This window comes from Spartinivicinus ruber, assembly GCF_011009015.1.
In the GTDB taxonomy this organism is placed as follows: domain Bacteria; phylum Pseudomonadota; class Gammaproteobacteria; order Pseudomonadales; family Zooshikellaceae; genus Spartinivicinus; species Spartinivicinus ruber.
On the sequence record NZ_CP048878.1, the window covers coordinates 5,030,188 to 5,049,996 of the forward strand.

Here is a 19,809-nt window from a genome sequence, read left to right on the forward strand (position 1 = left end):
ATTTTATATTCATCATTTTGGTGCATTTTCTGCTGATGCCCCAAAAGAGTCAGTCTAATTAAACAATTTTTACTTAATAATGCAATGTTAAATTAACACTGGTTTGTGTCCTATTGTAACTCTGAGGCACGAGTTCTAATTTAGAGCAAAAGATGGGGCGTGAGTCAAATTTTTTTATAGTTCACGTTTACAGATTAGGGAAAATGAATCTTAGCAGCTACTTATATTTAATATTTGAACTTATGTAGGGCACAGCTGCACTATATTAGACCTATAACATATTCTAGAATCTTATTTAAAACAAACTTGGAAAACTATTTATCATAAAAAACCCAAGATACTGACTTATTGGTCAACATCTCAGGTTTAAGAAGTAGTTTTTAATACCCTCAAATGTTTTTAAACATTATAAGTTACTAGCCGTTCTAATTCCTCTAGCGATATATCGTTATGATCAATTTTAAGCACCTTTTCAGTTGCCAAATTATCAATCGCTTTAGATATAACAATCAAGCCTGCAGATAATAAGGTTGGAATAACTCTTTGATAGATTTCTTGATCCCAGTTATCCGGTAATACAACCACTGTTTTTCCTAAATCGAATAACAATCGCTCCAAACGTTGAGCAGTATATACAAATGACTGCTGCTCACCATTAATTATGATAACCAGTGGCTGCTGATGAAGCCGTTGTTTTCGCTGAGCAGGCGTAACAACACTACTTTTCTGTTGTGTCGTTTCCTCACTGATTATCATTCCAGCCCCAACAGTTACATTGGTTAACCGATCAATGAGAATAAATGAGCCCGCCAAGCGATTTTGATCATATGAATCAAAAACGACTGGCTTATTAACAACTAAATTACAAACAGCAATCTCATTTAATTCCAATTGGCTGGCGGGACATTTTTCCAGCGTATTGATATCAATCTTATATTGAATGGACTCTACACGACCCGCAGTGGAATTGCAGGATAGTTTAATGTCATATTGCTTTTCTTCTGTTAATGGAGCGTCAGACATCCAAACAACATGAGCTATGAACTGACGACTAACAAAGGGCTTATCACCAGCTTTTACTAGCATGTCACCTCTACTCACATCGATTTCATCTGTTAATGTCAAAGTTACAGCTTCGCCTGCACTCGCTTTTTCCTGTTCCCCATCATAACTAACAATGCTTTTAATCTTACTTGATTTACCTGAGGGCAATACAGCAACTTCATCGCCAGGTTTAATTGTGCCTGATGAAACTGTGCCACTAAACCCTCTAAAATTGAGGTTGGGGCGATTAACATATTGAACAGGAAAACGAAAATCGGTGATATTTTTATCATTGTCGATAGTGATATTTTCTAAAATGTGCATCAACGTTTCGCCCTGATACCACGGCATATTTGTACTAAATTCAACTACATTATCACCATCTAATGCAGAAATAGGCACAAAACAAATATCGCTAACATTAATCTGCTCAGCAAAATCCAAGTAATCTTTTTTTATTTCATTAAATTTTTCTTCAGAATATTCAATTAAATCCATTTTATTAATTGCAACAACTAAATGTTTAATCCCTAATAAAGCTGCAATATAACTATGACGACGAGTTTGTGTTTTCACACCATAACGAGCATCAACCAAAATAATCGCTAAATCACAGGTTGAAGCACCCGTTGCCATATTCCGAGTATACTGCTCATGGCCTGGTGTATCTGCAATAATAAATTTACGTTTTGCTGTTGAAAAATATCGAAACGCAACATCAATGGTAATGCCCTGTTCACGCTCAGCTTGTAAACCATCAACTAAGAGTGCTAAATCAAGCTTTTCCCCTGTCGTTCCTATTTTACTACTGTCAGCCTGCACTGCTGCCAGCTGGTCTTCATAAATCATTTTAGAGTCATGCAATAAACGACCGATTAATGTGCTTTTGCCATCATCTACATTTCCACAGGTTAAAAAGCGCAGCAGTTGTTTTTGTTCGTGCTCAGCTAAATAAGCATGAATATCAGAAGCAATTAAATCAGATTGGTGTGACATCGCAGGTTCCTGAATTTATTCGTACAAAACAGTGGCTTTAGAAATAGCCTTCCTGCTTTTTCTTTTCCATTGAGCCGGCGCTATCGTGATCAATAACCCGACCTTGTCTTTCAGAGCTTTTGGTTAATAGCATTTCCTGAATAATATCTGGCAACGTAGTCGCTGTTGACTCAATTGCACCAGTTAGAGGATAACAGCCTAACGTACGGAATCTGACGTTCTTCATTACAGGCTTTTCACCTTCAACCAGTGGCATGCGATCATCATCAACCATGATATCCACACCATCACGATTAACGACAGGCCTTGATTTAGCAAAGTAAAGTGGAACAATAGGGATGTTTTCTAGATGGATATACTGCCAAATGTCTAGCTCAGTCCAGTTTGATAAGGGAAATACCCTGATACTTTCGCCTTTATTTATTTTCCCATTATAAATATTCCATAATTCTGGGCGTTGATTTTTAGGGTCCCAACGATGGTTTTGATCACGGAAAGAATAAACTCGCTCTTTAGCACGAGACTTTTCTTCATCTCGACGAGCACCACCAAATGCCGCATCAAAGCCATATTTATCAAGGGCCTGCTTCAATGCTTGAGTTTTCATTATATCAGTATGCTTGGCACTACCATGTACAAAGGGACTTATATTTTGTGCTAAACCTTCTGGATTAGTATGAACAAGCAGCTCCAGCCCCAGCTCTTTCACCCGCTGATCCCGAAACTGAATCATTTCCTTGAACTTCCAGGTCGTGTCAACATGCAACAAAGGAAATGGTGGCTTCCCTGGATAAAATGCTTTCATCGCCAAATGCAGCATCACAGCTGAGTCTTTGCCGATAGAGTAAAGCATCACTGGGTTATCAAACTCAGCCGCCACTTCCCTTATAATATGAATACTCTCAGCCTCGAGTTGGCTTAAATGAGTCTGCTTTTTTGCCGCCATGGGGTACTCACAACACTTATCTTATGGAGCTTGATGGTTGAAGTGGAGTAAAGTACCCATTTAATAGATACTTTACGCTGCAGACTAATATAACAAATTAAAACTGATTATAAGAAGATGGCTATCTATACAAATAAATAATATAGATATATCTAGCTGCGCTAGCCCAGGTATTTCTTATGATACCAGCCGCTCTCAGCATTCTGGCTAAACTGGATTGTCGATATCAACAAAGATATGATTAATACCAAGCTGCTGTTGAATATACTCCCCTAACGCTTTTACTCCATAGCGCTCAGTAGCATGATGACCTGCCGCTATAAAATGAATTCCCATCTCTCTAGCAGTGTGAACAGTAGGCTCAGAAACTTCTCCAGTTAGGTAAGCATCAACCTTATGGGCAATTGCCTGATCAATAAAGCCTTGAGCAGCGCCAGTACACCAAGCAATCCGTTTGATTGGGTGGTCTCCCCCAGATATCAATAAAGGCTCACGGCCAAGTGTTAGCTGAAGATGTTCTCCTAATTCAGGCAATGACTGTGGCTCAGTTAAACTGCCCACTAAACCGATGCTTCTTGGGTTATTCTGCTCTAGGCCTGTTTCTGGCTTAAAATTAAGTCGCCTAGCCAGTTGAATATTATTACCCAGCTCTGGGTGTGCATCTAATGGTAAGTGATATGCCAATAAACTAATCTCATGTCTTAATAACAGCTCAAGCCTGCGCTTTTTCATGCCTGTAATAGTTGCCAACTCACCTTTCCAGAAGTAGCCATGATGGACAATAATCGCATCAGCATTCTTCTCTATGGCTGCTTGAATAAGTGCAAGCGATGCTGTTACGCCAGTAACAACCGTATTAATTTCGGTCTTTCCTTCAACTTGAAGGCCATTGGGGCAGTAGTCTTTAAAAAAATGGGGTTCCAAAGTTTGATCTAACAAATCAAGCAAGGATTGGCGAGAAATAGCCATTGTTAAAAAATTACCTCCAAAAAAAGATTACATGTGAGATGACACACTAGGCGAATAATCCGTATAATAGCAAGCATTTAATTGAGACAACTTGAGGACTGCACTACTCAGCTTTGCCTAAAGTGTATCCGCAAACAGGGTTACGCATGAATAAACTTACTAAGTTTCTTACCTGGCCTGCTATTTCTGGGGTATTAGTTGCAATACTTATACTCCAGCAGTTTCCTGAGTTAACAAACAAATCATCGACACCTACTCCCCACTTGACTCAGGTTAGCTATAGCGATGGGGTTACTCCAGCCAGTTATACCAATGATGAATCAAGCTATACTACAGATAAATCACCTTCGCTTGCAGGGCCTGTATCATACAATGTTGCCGTTAAAAAGGCGGCACCTGCCGTAGTCAATATTTATACCACCAAAATTATTCGTGAGCATCGCCACCCCATTTTTGATGACCCTTTTTTTCGTGACTTTTTTGGCTATGACCAAATGCCTAATCAGCAACGTATGCAGTCAAGCTTAGGTTCAGGGGTAATCATGAGCCCAGAAGGTTATGTGGTAACCAATAACCATGTTATTCAGGGTGCTGATGAAATCATTGTGGCGCTACAAGATGGTAGAGACACCCGTGCTCGGGTAATAGGCACCGATCCAGATACGGACCTGGCAGTGTTAAAAATTGATATGAAAAATTTACCAGCCATTACCCTAGCCCAATCCAGAGAAGCAGACATTGGCGATGTAGTACTCGCTATCGGCAATCCTTTCGGCGTAGGGCAAACGGTGACTATGGGTATCATCAGCGCTACTGGCAGAAATAAGCTACGCCTCAGCACCTATGAAGATTTTATTCAAACTGATGCTGCCATTAACCCCGGTAATTCAGGTGGTGCACTAATTAATGCCTATGGAGATTTGATTGGCATCAATACCGCTATTTTTTCAAAGTCAGGTGGTTCACAAGGGATTGGCTTTGCCATTCCATCAGAAATTGCTCGCGATGTAATGCTATCTATCGTCAAACACGGCAAAGTGATTCGAGGCTGGCTAGGGATCGAGGCACAATCACTCACGCCAGAGTTAGCTGATGCATTTGGTTTAGACAATAAAGAAGGGATTCTAATTACTGGGGTATACCGTAATGGGCCAGCGCACCAGGCAGGACTTCAGCGAGGTGATATCATTACTGAAATTAACGGCATGTCCACTAAAGCTGGTCGCAAAGTAATGCAGCAGGTGGCTTTAATGCAACCTGGTGAGCAAGTCGTGATTGAGGCGGTTAGAAATGGGCAAAAGCTAGTCGTTGATTCCGTAATAGGACAACGACCGAGTTTCAAAACGAGAAAAAAACGCTAATACAGCAGAAGGTGTAAAAGAAGGGGCTAATAAATTTCTGGTCCCTTCTTTTAACCCCTCCTACTATTGAAGCAACTTAGCTAGCGCTTTTAAAAACACTGAATTTTCTTCTGGGGTTCCTATCGTTACTCTTAGACAGTCTGTGAGCAATGGATGAGCACCATCAAGGCACTTAATTAAAATCCCTTCTTCTACAAGAGATTGGTGCAACTCTCTCGCAGGTATCTTATCACTTTGGAATAAAATGAAGTTGGCCTGACTTGGCCAGACGGTAATGCCATCCAGCTGTTGAAGCGACTTATACAACTGCTCGCGGTCAGTCACCAGTTGGGTTATTTGCTTAGCCAGTTGATCATAGTTGGCCAGTGCAAACTGAGCACTAGCCTGAGTCAGCTGATTAATATTGTAAGGCAGCCTCACTTTATTAAGCTCTGTTATCCAGCCAGGATGCCCCACTAAGAAGCCTAACCTTAAACCTGCTAGTCCGACTTTAGATAAAGTACGCATCACTACTAGATTACTGTAATCAGACAGTAACTTCAGCGCATTGCTATCTGCAAATGCCAGGTAAGCCTCATCAACTACCACCAAGCCTGGCGCTGCTTCTATCACTCGACGCACTTTTTCTTCGCCGAACAAATTACCAGTCGGGTTATTGGGTTGTGCCAGGAAAACTACACCAGGTTGATGAGTTTCAATAGCATCCAGCATTGCAGTCAAATCAAGCTTAAAGTCTTTACCCAAAGGCACGCCTACATAGTTAACCCTTAGGAACTTAGCGATCATTTCATACATAACAAAGCTAGGCTCTGGAGACAGTACGGTTAAGTCATCAGTAGCCAAAGCTGCAATGATTATCTGAATTAACTCATCTGAGCCATTACCCAATAAAACATCATGATGGGACTCAATGCCAAAAGCTTCTTTTAATCCGTCAACAACCACTTTCCCCTGCGGGTCGGGATAACGGTTAAATGACTGATTTTGCATTTGCTCCAGCCATTGTTTTTTAAGGGAGTCGCTCCAGGTGTAGGGATTCTCCATCGCATCCAACTTTATTAACCCAGAGGCATCAGCAACCTGATAGGCTTTTAGTGACTGAATATCAGGGCGAATCCACTTTTCTATCCGTGCTTTAACAGCTTGGTCAAGCTCTCTCTGTGGCATTATGCATCTCCCTCACGTAACCCACCCATTCGGAATTCAGCAGACCGGGCATGAGCTGTTAAGCCCTCTCCTCTGGCTAACACCGATGCAATTTGACCAGCTTTAATAGCACCTTTGGCGCTAAAGTTAATGATGGAAGAGCGCTTTTCAAAGTCATACACCCCCAGTGGCGATGAGAAGCGAGCGGTTCCAGAAGTTGGTAACACATGATTTGGGCCCGCACAATAATCTCCCAATGCTTCTGGGGTATGTCTTCCCATAAAAATAGCACCAGCATGTCGAATCACAGGCAAATACTGTTCAGGGTTCTCGATAGACAACTCTAAGTGTTCAGGGGCAATACGGTTAGTAATCTCAATAGCTTCATCCAGATCAGTCACCTGAATAAACGCCCCTCGCCGAGTGAGTGACTGGCAAATAATCTCTGCTCGCTCCATTTCTGGAAGCAACTTATTAATACTACTCTCAACCGCTTCCAAATAGTCACTATCAGGGGAAATTAAAATAGCTTGAGCATCTTCATCGTGCTCAGCCTGAGAAAACAAATCCATCGCAATCCAATCCGGATTAGTCTTGCCATCACAAATCACCAAAATCTCTGATGGACCAGCAATCATATCGATACCCACCTGGCCAAACACCATCCGTTTGGCAGTGGCAACATAAATATTGCCTGGACCAACGATTTTATCCACTTTGGGGATGGTAGCTGTACCATAAGCTAAAGCCGCTACTGCCTGAGCACCACCAACTCGAAAAACTTTATCCACCCCTGCAATCGCTGCAGCAGCTAACACCAGTGAATTAATCTGATTATCAGGGGTAGGCACCACCATGATGACTTCTTTTACCCCAGCAACCTTTGCAGGAATCACATTCATCAGTACTGATGAAGGATAAGCCGCCTTACCACCAGGCACATAGACCCCCACTCGGTCTAACGGCATCACTTGTTGACCCAGAATGGTGCCATCCAGCTCAGCGTACTGCCATGAGCAGCTCTTTTGCTCTTCATGATATTGACGAATTCGGTCAGCAGCATCTGTTAGTGCTTGTTTTTGCTCAGGGGATATTTGCTCTAATGCAGTTTGAAGTGCTTCTGCTGAAACGACTAACTCAGATGCAGAAGTGACGGAAAGGCGATCAAATTGATTGGTATAGGTTACTAATGCTTCATCTCCATGCTGTCTGACCTGATCAATAATTTCTATTACAGTTTGATTAACATTGAGATCAGATACTGCTTCCCACTTAAGTAACTCGTCTAACTGCTGGTTAAACGACTCGGCTGCTGAGTTAAGCCGGGTAATAGACACACCAGACACGTTTGGAACCTCTTATTAAATGGCACTTTCTTGTTATCACTAGTTTATTAGTTATTACTAGCGTTTAATACAGCTTGTTTTAGCCCATCTATTATTTCCTTTAACGCATGGTGCTTCACTTTCATCGCCGCTTTATTAACTATTAGTCGAGAGCTGATATGAGCAATTAACTCCTGTGGCTCCAAGCCATTAGCCTTAAGTGTATTACCCGTATCAACCACATCAATTATCTTGTCAGCCAACCCAACTAAGGGTGCCAATTCCATTGAGCCATACAGCTTAATGATATCAACCTGTTTGCCCTGTTCGGCATAATAACGCTTAGCAATATTGACGAACTTGGTTGCCACTTTCAGCCGACCAGGGCCTGGCTCTCGCCCCACAGGCCCTGCAGTCATTAATTTACACTTAGCGATATTTAAATCGAGAGGCTCATACAAAGCTTGGCTACTATGCTCAAGCAACACATCTTTCCCGGACACTCCCATGTCAGCCGCACCATACTCCACATAAGTAGGGACATCAGTGGCACGAACAATAAGCAAATTAATATGAGAATGATTGGTAGGAAAAATCAGTTTGCGGCTATTGAGATCTTCAGTGGGCTCTATGCCGGCCTGTTTAAGTAAAGGAAGGGTATCCTTTAAAATTCGCCCTTTAGACAGGGCGATCATTATTGACTGTTTCATGCCTAGTATTATTTCAACTACGTTAGGAAGGAGTTCGCCGGATTTTAGCGCCTAATAATTGCAGCTTTTCTTCTATACATTCATAACCACGGTCAATATGGTAGATACGATCTACTACTGTGTCACCATCAGCAACCAGCCCTGCAATCACTAAGCTGGCTGAAGCCCGTAAATCAGTCGCCATTACTGGAGCCGCTTTTAAGTGAGAGACGCCAGTGACAATAACAGTATTACCCTCAACAACCATATCAGCCCCCATTCGAATCATTTCCAGGGCATGCATAAAGCGATTCTCAAAAATGGTTTCCGTAATACGCCCGGTACCTTCTGCTACTGCATTCATCGCTGTAAACTGTGCTTGCATATCGGTTGGGAACGCGGGGTATGGTGCTGTTTTTAAACTAACAGCTTGAGGGCGTCGACCTTTCATATCAAGTTCAATCCAGTCTTCACCCACGCCCATATGAGCACCCGCCTCTTTCAGCTTTACGAGCACAGCATCAAGGGTATCAGGTGCAGTATCTTTAACTTTAATTCGCCCACCAGTTGCCGCTGCAGCAATTAAATAGGTACCCGTTTCAATACGGTCAGGTAATACGGAGTAGTGACAACCAGACAGTTTCTCCACCCCTTGAACCCGAATTGTATCAGTACCATGACCAGTAATTTTGGCACCCATTTTTATCAAACAGTGGGCAAGATCAACTACTTCAGGCTCTCTAGCCGCATTCTCAATAATGGTTTCCCCGTCTGCTAGACAGGCTGCCATCAACAGATTTTCAGTACCCGTTACAGTCACAGTATCAAGGAAGATTTTGGCTCCTTTTAAGCGGCCATCTACTTTTGCTTTGATGTAACCATCTTCGACCTTAATCTCAGCTCCCATTGCCTCTAAGCCACGGATGTGTAAGTCAACTGGTCGGCTACCAATTGCACAACCACCTGGTAAAGCAACTTCAGCCTGGCCAAAATGAGCCACCATTGGTCCTAAAACCAAAATCGAGGCTCGCATGGTTTTCACCAGCTCGTACGGAGCATGAAGGCTTTTTATCGTATTAGCATGGACTTCCACATTGAGCTTTTCATCAATAACCAGTTCAACCCCCATTCGGCCAAACAGCTCAATCATTGTGGTAATATCATTTAGGTGGGGTAAGTTACAAACAGTTACAGGCTCATCAGCCAGAAGCGTTGCAGCTAGGATGGGTAAAGCAGCGTTCTTAGCCCCTGAAATTCTAATTTCACCATCAAGTTTTACTCCACCAGAAATAATCAGTTTATCCATGCAAGCTCCTGCTGTTAATTTGTCACGTCGATAAATAGTCAGGCTACCGGCTTATTGGGATTGAGCCTGCCAGTCAGCCACACTAAAAAACTTCATAGTCACCGCATGAATTGCACCAGAGGTAATTGCCTCATTCAAAAGAGCATAAACCTGCTGTTGACGCTTTACAGGAGCAAGAGCCATCAGTTCATCGCTAACTAATGTTAATTGGAAGTTACAGCCCTCACCTTCAACTACCACTTCAGTATTGGGTAAAGCTGATTCTACTAGCTGCTTCACTTCTAATGCCTGCACTTGTTTCTCCCCTTCGCGGTCACCCTTGGTATATGATTGTACTTGGGTGTTTTCTAATATACTAAATATCAGTATGTATAAATAATGATCTAATATGAAGTTACAGCTTCAAGAAAGGGCGGTAATGATATATAAAAACAAGCAAAAAGGCGAAAACTGACACACCTTTTTGGAAATCTTTTCTAGATACAATCAACTCTTTTCGAAAAAGCTCATTCAACTACAAAGAAGAAGTTAATTTGGAAAGACTAATTTTGGAGGAGTTACTTTTGGAGAGTTTTTTTCATAACACCTAGATTGCTACTGAGGCTCCTTCCCCAGCAAGCTATAGCTAAGGCGCTTGAATTTGAATAGGCAACACAGAATCTAAACCACCTACTCTTGCTAAATCATAGAGATCAATAGGCATATTGATCATAGACAAGCTGATTGATAAATGATGAGCTTGACGCATCCAGGAGAGTAATACTGACAAAGCTGCACTCCCGCCATCTTCCAGCTCTGCCAAGTCTACAGTGCAACTACCAACCTGTTTTATTAATAACTCTCGCCCTTGCAGCTCAATGTCTGTAGCAGTTTCAAAAGTTATACTACCAACCAATTTTAGCTGCCCAGGCGCAATAGATAATACTTCACAGTCGGCCACTAAGACTTACCCTTCTTTTCATTTGCAGTCTTCATAATATCAGTCCAATTATTAATCACTTGTTGCAAGTCACCTTTGTTCTGCTGCATTGCTTCAGAAAACTGGGTTCTAAATAGTTTGCCAATATTAATTCCGTTGACAATCACATTACGCATTTTCCATTGGTTCGACTTTTTATCTTTGAACATGGTGTAAGTGAGTGGATAAGTTGTCCCACCTGACGCATAGATAGTCATATCTACAGGCACTTTTCTTTTTTTCAAGGCAGCTTTATTAACTGGATGTACTTCTATTTTTTCATTATCGTATTTCAACAGTGCTTTACCATAAAACTCAACCATGCTCACTTTAAAGGCTTTAGTGAACTGCTCAATTTGTAGATCAGACGCCTGCTTTGAATATTTAATACTCATTACTCCACGAGCAATAACATCAAAGGCAACAACGGGCTCTAAAACCGTCAGCAGCTGTGAGTAAAATTGATCTGGTGCCTGTTTATAGGTTTGCTTACCTTCTTTGATCACTGTCAGCATCTTATCAGTTGTTGTTTTCACTGTTGCATCTGGGCTTTCAGCTGCATGAGCGGAAACAACTGTTGATACAGCTAAAAGCCAGCCAAAAACTACCACTAACTTTGATAACCATTGAGTCATCACTTTCATAAAGCTTCCTTAAACCAGTTATTCACTATCAGTTTGTTTGACTGTATTTAGTAGGAACTTTCCTATTAAATCTTCCAAAATCAGCGCAGACTGAGTATCTTCAAGTTCATCACCATCATCGAGAAACTCTTCCTCCCCTCCCACACTAATGCCTATATACTGCTCTCCCAACAGGCCAGAGGTTAATATACTAGCGGTACTATCTAAGGGAATATTTTTAACATCACTATGAATATCCATTACCACTTTTGCTCGATACAGTTCTTTATCAAGCTTGATATCAACTACCCGCCCAATGGTCACACCACTCATCGACACTTTAGCTCGAAGGCTAAGCCCTCCAACATTATCGAAAAAGGCATGAACCCGGTAGGTTTGCTGATTATTTTCAATAGACAAGCCGCTCACTTTAAGTGCTAGCATTACCAGGGCAAAAATCCCTGCCAGCATGAACGCACCGACGCTGATCTCCACCGTTCTCATGCGCATCTTATAAATCTCCAAACATAACTGCAGTTAAGATAAAGTCGAGTCCCAGGATTGCTAGGGATGAATAAACCACGGTCTTAGTCGTAGCACGACTAATGCCTTCTGAGGTAGGGAGGGTATCATAGCCCTGAAAAACCGCGATCCAGGTAACAACAAAACCAAACACTAAGCTTTTGATAATGCCATTAACTACATCATCACCAAAATTCACTGTTTGTTGCATGTTGCCCCAGAAAGATCCTTCATCAATAGAAAGCCAGTCAACACCCACCATAGCACCACCAACAACACCCACCATGTTAAAGATGGCCACTAACAATGGCATGGAAATAAACCCAGCCCAAAACCGAGGAGCAACAATTCGCTTTAAAGGATCAACCCCTATCATTTCCATACTAGACAGTTGCTCGGTAGCCTTCATCAAGCCAATTTCAGCTGTCAAAGCAGAGCCTGCCCGACCTGCGAATAGTAGTGCTGTAACAACTGGCCCAAGCTCACGAACCAAAGTCAAGGCAACCATCTGCCCAACCGCTTCTTGAGAACCATAACGCACTAATATGTTATAGCCTTGTAAACCAAGCACCATGCCTATAAACAGACCTGACACGGCAATAATAATGAGCGATAGAACACCAACAGAGTAAAGCTGCTGGAGCAATAGCTGAAACCGAGAGCCAAATCCTGAGCGACCGAAAATTGCCAGCATCAAATAAATGCCTGAGCGACCAATCGCTTCTACTTTAAGCAGTCCAGCTTGCCCCAGTCTGCGTAAAAATGCCCAAAAATCATGAATCACTAAACACCCCCTCCCATTAAATCATCAACATATTTTTGAGCTGGGTAGTGGAAGGGTACTGGGCCATCAGGTAAGCCCTGCATAAACTGGGTGATTCTTGGATCATCTGAATTCAGTAGTTCTTCTGGCGTGCCATAGCCAATTACTTTGGCATCACTAATTAAATACAAGAAATCTGCAATACTTGCGGTTTCATGGATATCATGGGACACAACGATACTGGTTAAATTCAAAGCATCATTTAATAGACGAACTAATTGGACCAATACCCCCATTGCAATAGGATCCTGACCAACAAATGGCTCATCATACATAATCATTACTGGATCTAACGCAATGGCCCTTGCCAACGCGACACGACGCGCCATCCCCCCAGATAACTCACTGGGCATTAAATCTCTCGCACCACGTAAGCCCACTGCCTGAAGCTTCATTAAAACAATGTCATGCACCATCGATTCCGGTAGTTCTGTGTGAACTCTCAGTGGAAAGGCGACGTTTTCATACACACTCATATCCGTGAATAAGGCACCACTTTGAAACAGCATGCCTATTTTACTGCGTAGTTTAAATAACTCATTACGCGACAACTTAGGTACGTTTTGCCCATCAACAAAAATATCACCTGACTCTGGTTTCAACTGAGCACCAATTAACCTAAGTAAGGTGGTTTTTCCAGTGCCGCTAGGCCCCATAATGCCTGTTACTTTACCGCGGGGTATACTAATATCGATATCATCGAAAATAACCCTATCTCCGCGGCGATAGCTAAGCCCTTTGATTTCCACAAAGTTATTATCATGAGCTGTCATCAGGCTATCACCCTATCCATCAACAACAATTTTATCAACATCAGCCGTTTATTAAGTATGCGTCTTGCGAGGTATGGTAACACTTCTTTAGCAAATTTAGTAAAAGTTGAACTAAGGCTTATCATAACCTGATCAACCGTTATACAGCAGCCGCGGAGAATAGCACGATCAACAACAGGGCCGAATAGGTATCTTTCCTATTTATTAAATAGCAAACAGATTTTTTATTTTTATACGCGAAAAAGAAATACTACAAAATAAGCTGACCTTAACCTAGACACCTGAGCAAACTGCAGAAATGCCAGGCTAACAGTCAGCCTAATTAAGAAGCAAACTACGAAATAGAACAAATATCAACCAACCTTTATTTGATTAAACGTTTCTCCACTTTCGTTAGTTTGTAGACAACTCAACATACTACGTTTAATACAACTGTTTATTTACTTTTCCAGTTCCACTTTTGATAGTCACTTTCGTATTTTGTCCAAACCCCAGTCCAATCACCATAATAGCGGCCAAAATGTGTCAGGTAAAAGTTTGGATAGGCCACATTGTTGATACGACCATTTTCCAACTGCCATCGCTGGTTCAGCTGCTCTGCTTTACATTCACCTAACTCAGCGGTATTAACCCCTTTTTTCCAGTTCCTCATTATCAGGCATTTTTCAGGCGCATGTTTAGGGTGAATCAACCCCTTACTGTCAATCGTCCAAAGTTGACTAGGAGTGCTGTTACATTCAGTAGTATTTGCGCGAGAGCCTATTGCGGTACCATCAGACAGAATACCTAGACAAGAGTCTTTTCCTGTGGACAGCTGCTGATATTTTCCATCATCTGGGTTCGGATTTGGCTTAGGTGGCTGGGGGTTATCACCAGCGGCTTGCTTAGCCATTTCCACTACAAAAGCAGTAGCTAACTTTGAAAACTTCAGTGCATGGTTAGCATTGCTGCCCATTTGTCCTAAGGTATCCCGCTCGGTATGAATACTTCTATTGCTTTGGTTAAACTTAGCTTCAAAAGGCATCGAGGCAGGGAAGCCATTGTTATGCCAAGACGCATGATCTGAGCAGCCATAACCACAGCGAGTATAGCCAACCTTTAATTGCGGCAAGTACTTTTTCGCTAGTTCTGCAATAAACTTATTTTGTTTATCACTCGTATAGTCTGAAACCAAATTGAAATCATCTTGGGAGCCATTGTAGTTGGTCATGTCAAGTTGTAGCACACCCACAACTTTAGCTCCGCTATTTTTATGTTGGCGAGCAATTTCTGAAGAACCTCTCAGCCCTACTTCTTCAGCCGCATACCCCATAAACTTAATGGTCTTTTTCGGTTTAAAATCACTTTCTACCAATACCCGAATAACTTCAGAAATGGTCGCAATACCTGAAGCATTATCATCTGCACCCGGCGCTTTAAGTTGAGTATTACCTCGGCCATTAATTGAGTCCAAGTGTCCACCAAGCACAACGATTTCATCCGGCGTTTCAGTACCTTGCCAAGTCATAACCACTGAAGGCTGCTGCCAACTATTATGTTTAAATGTTTCTATCGAAATACCATCTTTATCACCTGCTAATTTTTGCCAAAAATCTTTAATCCAGTTAGCTGACTCTACGCCTGTTTTACTTTTATAGTAACGATCATGATAATTGGACAAATGCTGTATAGTTTCACGAATACTACTTTCTTTGGTTTGTGCAATCAGTTTTCTTACCAATTCATCTTCACTAATTTGGTAATTGATCTCAGCCATTGTGCTTGGCGGATTAAATGCATTAGCCACACCAGATATCGCTGTTTCAGCAGTTTCATGTTGGATAAAGCCACCACAGCGTTTTTGCTTGATATGCAAAAACAAGCTTAATGCAGGTATTTTTTTAGGATTAATAGCAACTATATGCACTTTACCCTGACTAATATTTTCCAGTCGATCAATTAAACCTTGCTCTGTTTCATAACCAGAAAACAAGCTTGGCATTCCATCCTTTACCAGTTGATAAGCCTCATCATCCACTGTAATCCAGGCAGGAGGCTGCTCACCAGCAAACCCTAAACTACTTAATGCGCCCACTAAAGCAATAGCGCTAATATTTTTTATCAGCATGGGTAACCTCGTATTTTCACTGCATGCAGAAAGTCAAAATGAGCATTAGTTTTTTAGCATTCACCCCTAAAAACACTTGCTCACTTTTCAAGCAACTGTTAATTAATCAAAAACCAAGCTAGAAACTGCCAAATAAAACAAAAATAATTTAATTAATATTCATCAATTAAACAGTTACCATTTTGATTAGCAGTGACCGTAAAATAAAAGAATGGGATATTTCTTAATACCAGATCGCATTTTTCATTTTGACATACACAACCTCCTGACTTGCTTTCAGGGCTGCGCATTAGGTAGGAAGCATACCTTATCCAATTCATACAAAAACTGACGAATAAGGAAAAATTTATAGCTATTTTATAATAATTAATACTCCTAAACTAAATTTGTTGCCTAGATAACAGTTATCAATTAATTGCCCAACCAATATTCACATAACTGAGCACAACACAACCAACTAGTGATCTGTTTTTGTTTATGGCTATAGACAAAACCCAGGGCTTCTCCACCTGTTCAAAAAGACCATTTTTCAACCATCCCTCTGACCTCATCCATTATAACCTTCTCTCTCCAGTCCTGATCCATGCTCAAGTAAATCAGTCAATCAACGATAATATCTATATAAGCCTCTTCATCTGAAAATACATGAGTAACAGTAAATTTGCGCTCAAATGCTTACAGGTCGAATATTTTACCTTGCTCAATTCCGACAAATACCAAATAATTTGCATTCCAAAAGCAGCAACAACACCATGGAACTATGTCACAAGATATTGATTTTGCTCAGTCAGCTATTCGCACTATTAAAAGTGAGCGGGATGCTATTGATAAACTAATCCCCAGAATAGATGGCTCTTTCACGCAAGCTTGCCAAATCATCCTGAATTGCCAAGGCCGAGTTGTGGTGGTGGGCATGGGTAAATCAGGACACATTGGTAACAAAATAGCGGCTACACTCGCCAGCACAGGTACTCCTGCCTTCTTTGTTCACCCCGGCGAGGCCAGCCATGGTGATATGGGAATGATTACAGCTAACGATGTAGTGATAGCTTTATCTAACTCAGGCAATACTGCTGAATTGGTAATGCTCATTCCCTTGCTAAAGCGTCTAGGCACACCACTGATTAGTATGACAGGCAACGAAAAGTCAGCATTAGCACAAGCAGCAGATGTTAACTTAAACACTTATGTAGAAAAGGAAGCCTGCCCGCTTGATTTAGCACCAACCTCAAGCACGACCACTAGCCTAGTGCTGGGAGATGCCCTGGCAATTGCTTTATTAGAAGCCAAAGGGTTTACCGCTGAAGACTTTGCTTTTTCTCACCCTGGCGGCAGTCTTGGCCGCAAGTTGCTGCTCAAAGTCTCTGACATCATGCATACTGGCGAACAACTCCCTATTGTCAGCTTAACAACACCTCTAAAAGAAGCTTTACTTGTCGTTTCACAAAAAGGACTGGGGATGACAGCAATTGCTGATGAGCACAACCAGTTATTAGGCGTTTTCACCGATGGCGACCTACGCCGGGTACTAGACCAAGAGCTAAACCTTCAGACTACTCCCATCAGCCAAGTAATGACAGCTCATTGCAAAACAGTTAACGCCGACACTCTGGCAGCCGAAGCACTGAACATCATGGAGGATCATAAAATCACCAGTTTGGTTGTGGTTAAGCAGCATAAGCATATTGAAGGCATTATCCACTTACACGACATTATCAAGGCAGGGGTTGTATGAACCTTGACCCACAATTACAAGTCAAAGCACAACCGGTTAAGCTACTAGGGCTTGATGTTGATGGTGTAATGACAGATGGCCGGCTATATTTTAGTGCCGATGGCCAAGAGAGCAAAACTTTTAATATTCTTGATGGCCATGGCATCAAAATGCTTCAGTCCACAGGCGTAAAAGTTGCCATTATCACCGGACGTGAAACCCCTGTTGTCGCTAATCGAGCAAAAAACCTGGGTATTGAGATTTTATTGCAAGGCCGTGAAGACAAACGAGTCGCTTTAAATGAAATACGCCAACAACTTCAGTTAGAATGGCACGAAATAGCCTACTTAGGTGATGACTTACCTGACTTACCTGCCATTCAGCAAGTCGGTCTTGGGCTAAGCGTGCCTAACGGCTACTGGCTGGTAAAACAGTTGGCAGATGGTGTTACCGAAACACCTGGTGGCCAAGGCGCAGTTAGAGAGGTTTGTGATTTTATTATGAATGCACAAAGCACCTTGCAGCAGGCGCTAGATCCTTATTTACAGGCAAACTAATGAATCGAAGCAGCTTTCTAAGCTTGATTGCTATTTTAGTAATAGCCTATTGTGGCTATCTTGCACTAGGCACGGGAGCCAAACCTCCCATAATCACACCAAGTGAGCCTCTTGCTGACAACCTAGAGCAAGCACCTGACTATTATTTAATAAATCCACGCGTTACCCAGTACTCTTTAGATGGGAACAAAGACTATTTGTTAGTCTCAGACAAAATCAGCCATTACCCCCACAACGATGTTTCTTTATTAGCACAACCTAACATCGATTTATACCGAACTAACGGCAACCAGTGGAAAACTACAGCTAAACATGGCCGCTTGCTGCCTGGTGGCGATATTCTTGAGCTATCAGACCAAGTCAGAGTCAAAGAACAGAAATCAAGTGGCGAACTTGGCATTTTACTGAAAACCAACTTTCTAACCCTTTATGCTGAGGAAGAAGTTGCCGATACTCAGCACCCAGTTGTGATAACATCACCCAATGGTTCTATTACCCACGGGGTTGGTATGCGGGCATTTTTAGCCAAAGATAGAGTTCAACTGTTTTCTAATGTCAGAGGACAATATGAAGTTAATCAGTAACTTAATTGTAGGGATTATCACTCTCTCAGCCGCTGGATTTAGCCTGTTCAGCTGGGCACTTCCTAGTGACAAAGACAAACCTATTAACATCAAAGCCAAAAGCGCTGATATTGACGATAAGTCTGGCGTATATATCTACACAGGTAACGTCATTATTACTCAGGGCACCATTCAAATTAGAGGTGATAAGGTCACCCTCTATTCAGACAGTAATGGGATAAATAAAATTGTTGCGGTAGGCCGTCCTGCCCACTATCGGGAGAAACCTGCTGAAAACAAAGAGCTGATCAAAGCTTATGGTCGCACCATCAAATACTACTCAAATACCGAAAAAGTAGACATCATTACTAACGCCAAACTGTTTCAAGAGGGCAATACTTTTACGGGTAACCAGATTGAATATTTTGCCAAGACACAAAAAGTTAATGCGAAAGGTGGCAAAACCAATGAGAGCCGCGTAGAGATGGTGTTACAGCCCCGTAGCAAAAGGCAAAATCAATGAGAACTGCTTTGTTAAAGCCAATCAACTTACAGCTCTGTATTTAAAAGAAATAAGCGCCGTATATGAGTATTTTGAAAGCCGAGCACCTCGCCAAAAGCTACAAAGGCCGTGCTGTAGTAAAAGATGTATCCTTACAAATTCAAAGCGGTCAAGTAGTGGGTCTACTTGGCCCCAATGGTGCGGGGAAAACCACCTGTTTCTACATGATTGTAGGTCTAGTCAAATCAGACCAGGGTAATGTATGGATTGATGAGAGTGATATTACCCACCTGCCTATGCATGGACGGGCTCAGGCTGGCATAGGATACCTACCACAAGAAGCCTCTGTATTCCGCAAGCTGACTGTCACTGACAATATTCTTGCTATTCTGGAAACCCGTAAAGAGCTAAATCGTAAGCAAAGACAAGAAAAGCTCAACTCACTACTTGAAGAGTTCAATATCACCCATATAAAAGACAGTAAGGGTATGAGTTTATCTGGTGGTGAAAGGCGTCGAGTAGAAATTGCCAGAGCACTTGCAACAGAGCCTTCCTTCATACTGTTGGATGAGCCATTTGCAGGCGTTGACCCAATTTCGGTAAAAGACATTAAAGACATTGTCTGGCACTTGAAAGACCGTGGCATTGGCGTCCTAATCACCGACCATCATGTTAGAGAAACACTTGATATTTGTGAGAATGCATACATAGTTAGTGAGGGGCATATAATAGCGGAAGGCAGTGCTGAAGCCGTAATGACTAACCAACAGGTGAAAGAAGTATACCTTGGACACGACTTTAAAATATAAGACAACTGGCAAGGATACTCATATAATTTTTAATACCCACTAAGAAATAACAAAGCTTCAGAAACAAAAGAAATAC

Annotated in this window: 20 protein-coding genes; 6 read left to right on the top strand and 14 right to left on the bottom strand. The window is 41.9% G+C overall.

Annotated elements, in window-relative coordinates:
* Positions 1-399: 399 nt before the first annotated feature.
* From cysN to G4Y78_RS22850, 3 genes are all read right to left on the bottom strand, one after another.
* Positions 400-2,040 carry a sulfate adenylyltransferase subunit CysN gene (cysN, locus tag G4Y78_RS22840; RefSeq protein ID WP_163835196.1) on the bottom strand — a complete coding sequence of 547 codons (1,641 nt, stop codon included), beginning with the start codon at positions 2,038-2,040 and terminating at the stop codon, positions 400-402.
* A gap of 37 nt (positions 2,041-2,077) precedes the next feature.
* Positions 2,078-2,986, bottom strand: a complete 909-nt coding sequence (gene cysD, locus G4Y78_RS22845) for a sulfate adenylyltransferase subunit CysD (RefSeq protein WP_163835197.1) — start codon at positions 2,984-2,986, stop codon at positions 2,078-2,080.
* A gap of 207 nt (positions 2,987-3,193) precedes the next feature.
* Complete coding sequence (locus G4Y78_RS22850) at positions 3,194-3,955, bottom strand: Nif3-like dinuclear metal center hexameric protein (protein ID WP_163835198.1); 762 nt, start codon at positions 3,953-3,955, stop codon at positions 3,194-3,196.
* Positions 3,956-4,101: 146 nt separating this feature from the next.
* Between G4Y78_RS22850 and G4Y78_RS22855 the strand changes: the two genes are divergently transcribed.
* Entirely contained in the window at positions 4,102-5,316 is a 1,215-nt protein-coding gene (locus G4Y78_RS22855; protein ID WP_163835199.1) for a S1C family serine protease, read from the top strand.
* A gap of 63 nt (positions 5,317-5,379) precedes the next feature.
* Here G4Y78_RS22855 and hisC read toward each other — a convergent pair whose 3' ends face one another.
* From hisC to G4Y78_RS22910, 11 genes are all read right to left on the bottom strand, one after another.
* Positions 5,380-6,483: a histidinol-phosphate transaminase gene (gene hisC, locus G4Y78_RS22860; RefSeq protein WP_163835200.1), complete on the bottom strand. Its 1,104-nt coding sequence runs from the start codon at positions 6,481-6,483 to the stop codon at positions 5,380-5,382.
* On the bottom strand, positions 6,483-7,808 hold the full coding sequence (gene hisD / locus G4Y78_RS22865) for a histidinol dehydrogenase (protein ID WP_163835201.1): 1,326 nt from the start codon (positions 7,806-7,808) through the stop codon (positions 6,483-6,485). Before hisD ends, hisC begins: the two co-directional genes overlap by 1 nt.
* Positions 7,809-7,855: 47 nt before the next feature.
* A complete protein-coding gene (hisG, locus tag G4Y78_RS22870) occupies positions 7,856-8,497 on the bottom strand; it encodes an ATP phosphoribosyltransferase (RefSeq protein ID WP_163835202.1) in 642 nt (213 codons plus the stop codon).
* Between the two features lie 22 nt (positions 8,498-8,519).
* Entirely contained in the window at positions 8,520-9,782 is a 1,263-nt protein-coding gene (gene murA, locus G4Y78_RS22875) for a UDP-N-acetylglucosamine 1-carboxyvinyltransferase (protein ID WP_163835203.1), read from the bottom strand.
* 51 nt (positions 9,783-9,833) lie between these two features.
* The gene (locus G4Y78_RS22880) at positions 9,834-10,061 is read right to left on the bottom strand and encodes a BolA family protein (RefSeq protein WP_456242947.1); all 228 of its coding nucleotides are present in this window, start codon (positions 10,059-10,061) and stop codon (positions 9,834-9,836) included.
* A 346-nt stretch (positions 10,062-10,407) separates the two neighbouring features.
* Entirely contained in the window at positions 10,408-10,722 is a 315-nt protein-coding gene (locus G4Y78_RS22885; protein ID WP_163835205.1) for an STAS domain-containing protein, read from the bottom strand.
* Positions 10,722-11,384, bottom strand: a complete 663-nt coding sequence (locus tag G4Y78_RS22890; protein WP_163835206.1) for an MlaC/ttg2D family ABC transporter substrate-binding protein — start codon at positions 11,382-11,384, stop codon at positions 10,722-10,724. The genes G4Y78_RS22885 and G4Y78_RS22890 overlap by 1 nt, the downstream gene beginning before the upstream one ends.
* Before the next feature lie 18 nt (positions 11,385-11,402).
* Complete coding sequence (mlaD, locus tag G4Y78_RS22895) at positions 11,403-11,873, bottom strand: outer membrane lipid asymmetry maintenance protein MlaD (protein ID WP_163835207.1); 471 nt, start codon at positions 11,871-11,873, stop codon at positions 11,403-11,405.
* A 1-nt stretch (position 11,874) separates the two neighbouring features.
* Positions 11,875-12,669: a lipid asymmetry maintenance ABC transporter permease subunit MlaE gene (gene mlaE / locus G4Y78_RS22900; RefSeq protein ID WP_163835208.1), complete on the bottom strand. Its 795-nt coding sequence runs from the start codon at positions 12,667-12,669 to the stop codon at positions 11,875-11,877.
* Complete coding sequence (locus tag G4Y78_RS22905; protein ID WP_163835209.1) at positions 12,669-13,481, bottom strand: ATP-binding cassette domain-containing protein; 813 nt, start codon at positions 13,479-13,481, stop codon at positions 12,669-12,671. The genes mlaE and G4Y78_RS22905 overlap by 1 nt, the downstream gene beginning before the upstream one ends.
* Before the next feature lie 436 nt (positions 13,482-13,917).
* Positions 13,918-15,588 (bottom strand): M20/M25/M40 family metallo-hydrolase, encoded by a 1,671-nt coding sequence (locus G4Y78_RS22910; RefSeq protein ID WP_163835210.1) that lies wholly within the window; start codon positions 15,586-15,588, stop codon positions 13,918-13,920.
* A 760-nt stretch (positions 15,589-16,348) separates the two neighbouring features.
* On the opposite strand from G4Y78_RS22910, the gene G4Y78_RS22915 reads away from it, so the two are divergent.
* From G4Y78_RS22915 to lptB, 5 genes are all read left to right on the top strand, one after another.
* Positions 16,349-17,323, top strand: coding sequence for a KpsF/GutQ family sugar-phosphate isomerase (locus tag G4Y78_RS22915; RefSeq protein WP_163835211.1), 975 nt, complete (start codon positions 16,349-16,351; stop codon positions 17,321-17,323).
* Positions 17,320-17,859, top strand: a complete 540-nt coding sequence (locus G4Y78_RS22920; RefSeq protein ID WP_163835212.1) for a KdsC family phosphatase — start codon at positions 17,320-17,322, stop codon at positions 17,857-17,859. Before G4Y78_RS22915 ends, G4Y78_RS22920 begins: the two co-directional genes overlap by 4 nt.
* Positions 17,859-18,443 (top strand): LPS export ABC transporter periplasmic protein LptC, encoded by a 585-nt coding sequence (lptC, locus tag G4Y78_RS22925; protein ID WP_163835213.1) that lies wholly within the window; start codon positions 17,859-17,861, stop codon positions 18,441-18,443. The genes G4Y78_RS22920 and lptC overlap by 1 nt, the downstream gene beginning before the upstream one ends.
* Complete coding sequence (lptA, locus tag G4Y78_RS22930) at positions 18,427-18,945, top strand: lipopolysaccharide transport periplasmic protein LptA (protein ID WP_163835214.1); 519 nt, start codon at positions 18,427-18,429, stop codon at positions 18,943-18,945. Before lptC ends, lptA begins: the two co-directional genes overlap by 17 nt.
* 62 nt (positions 18,946-19,007) lie before the next feature.
* Complete coding sequence (gene lptB / locus G4Y78_RS22935; protein ID WP_163835215.1) at positions 19,008-19,733, top strand: LPS export ABC transporter ATP-binding protein; 726 nt, start codon at positions 19,008-19,010, stop codon at positions 19,731-19,733.
* Positions 19,734-19,809: the final 76 nt, after the last annotated feature.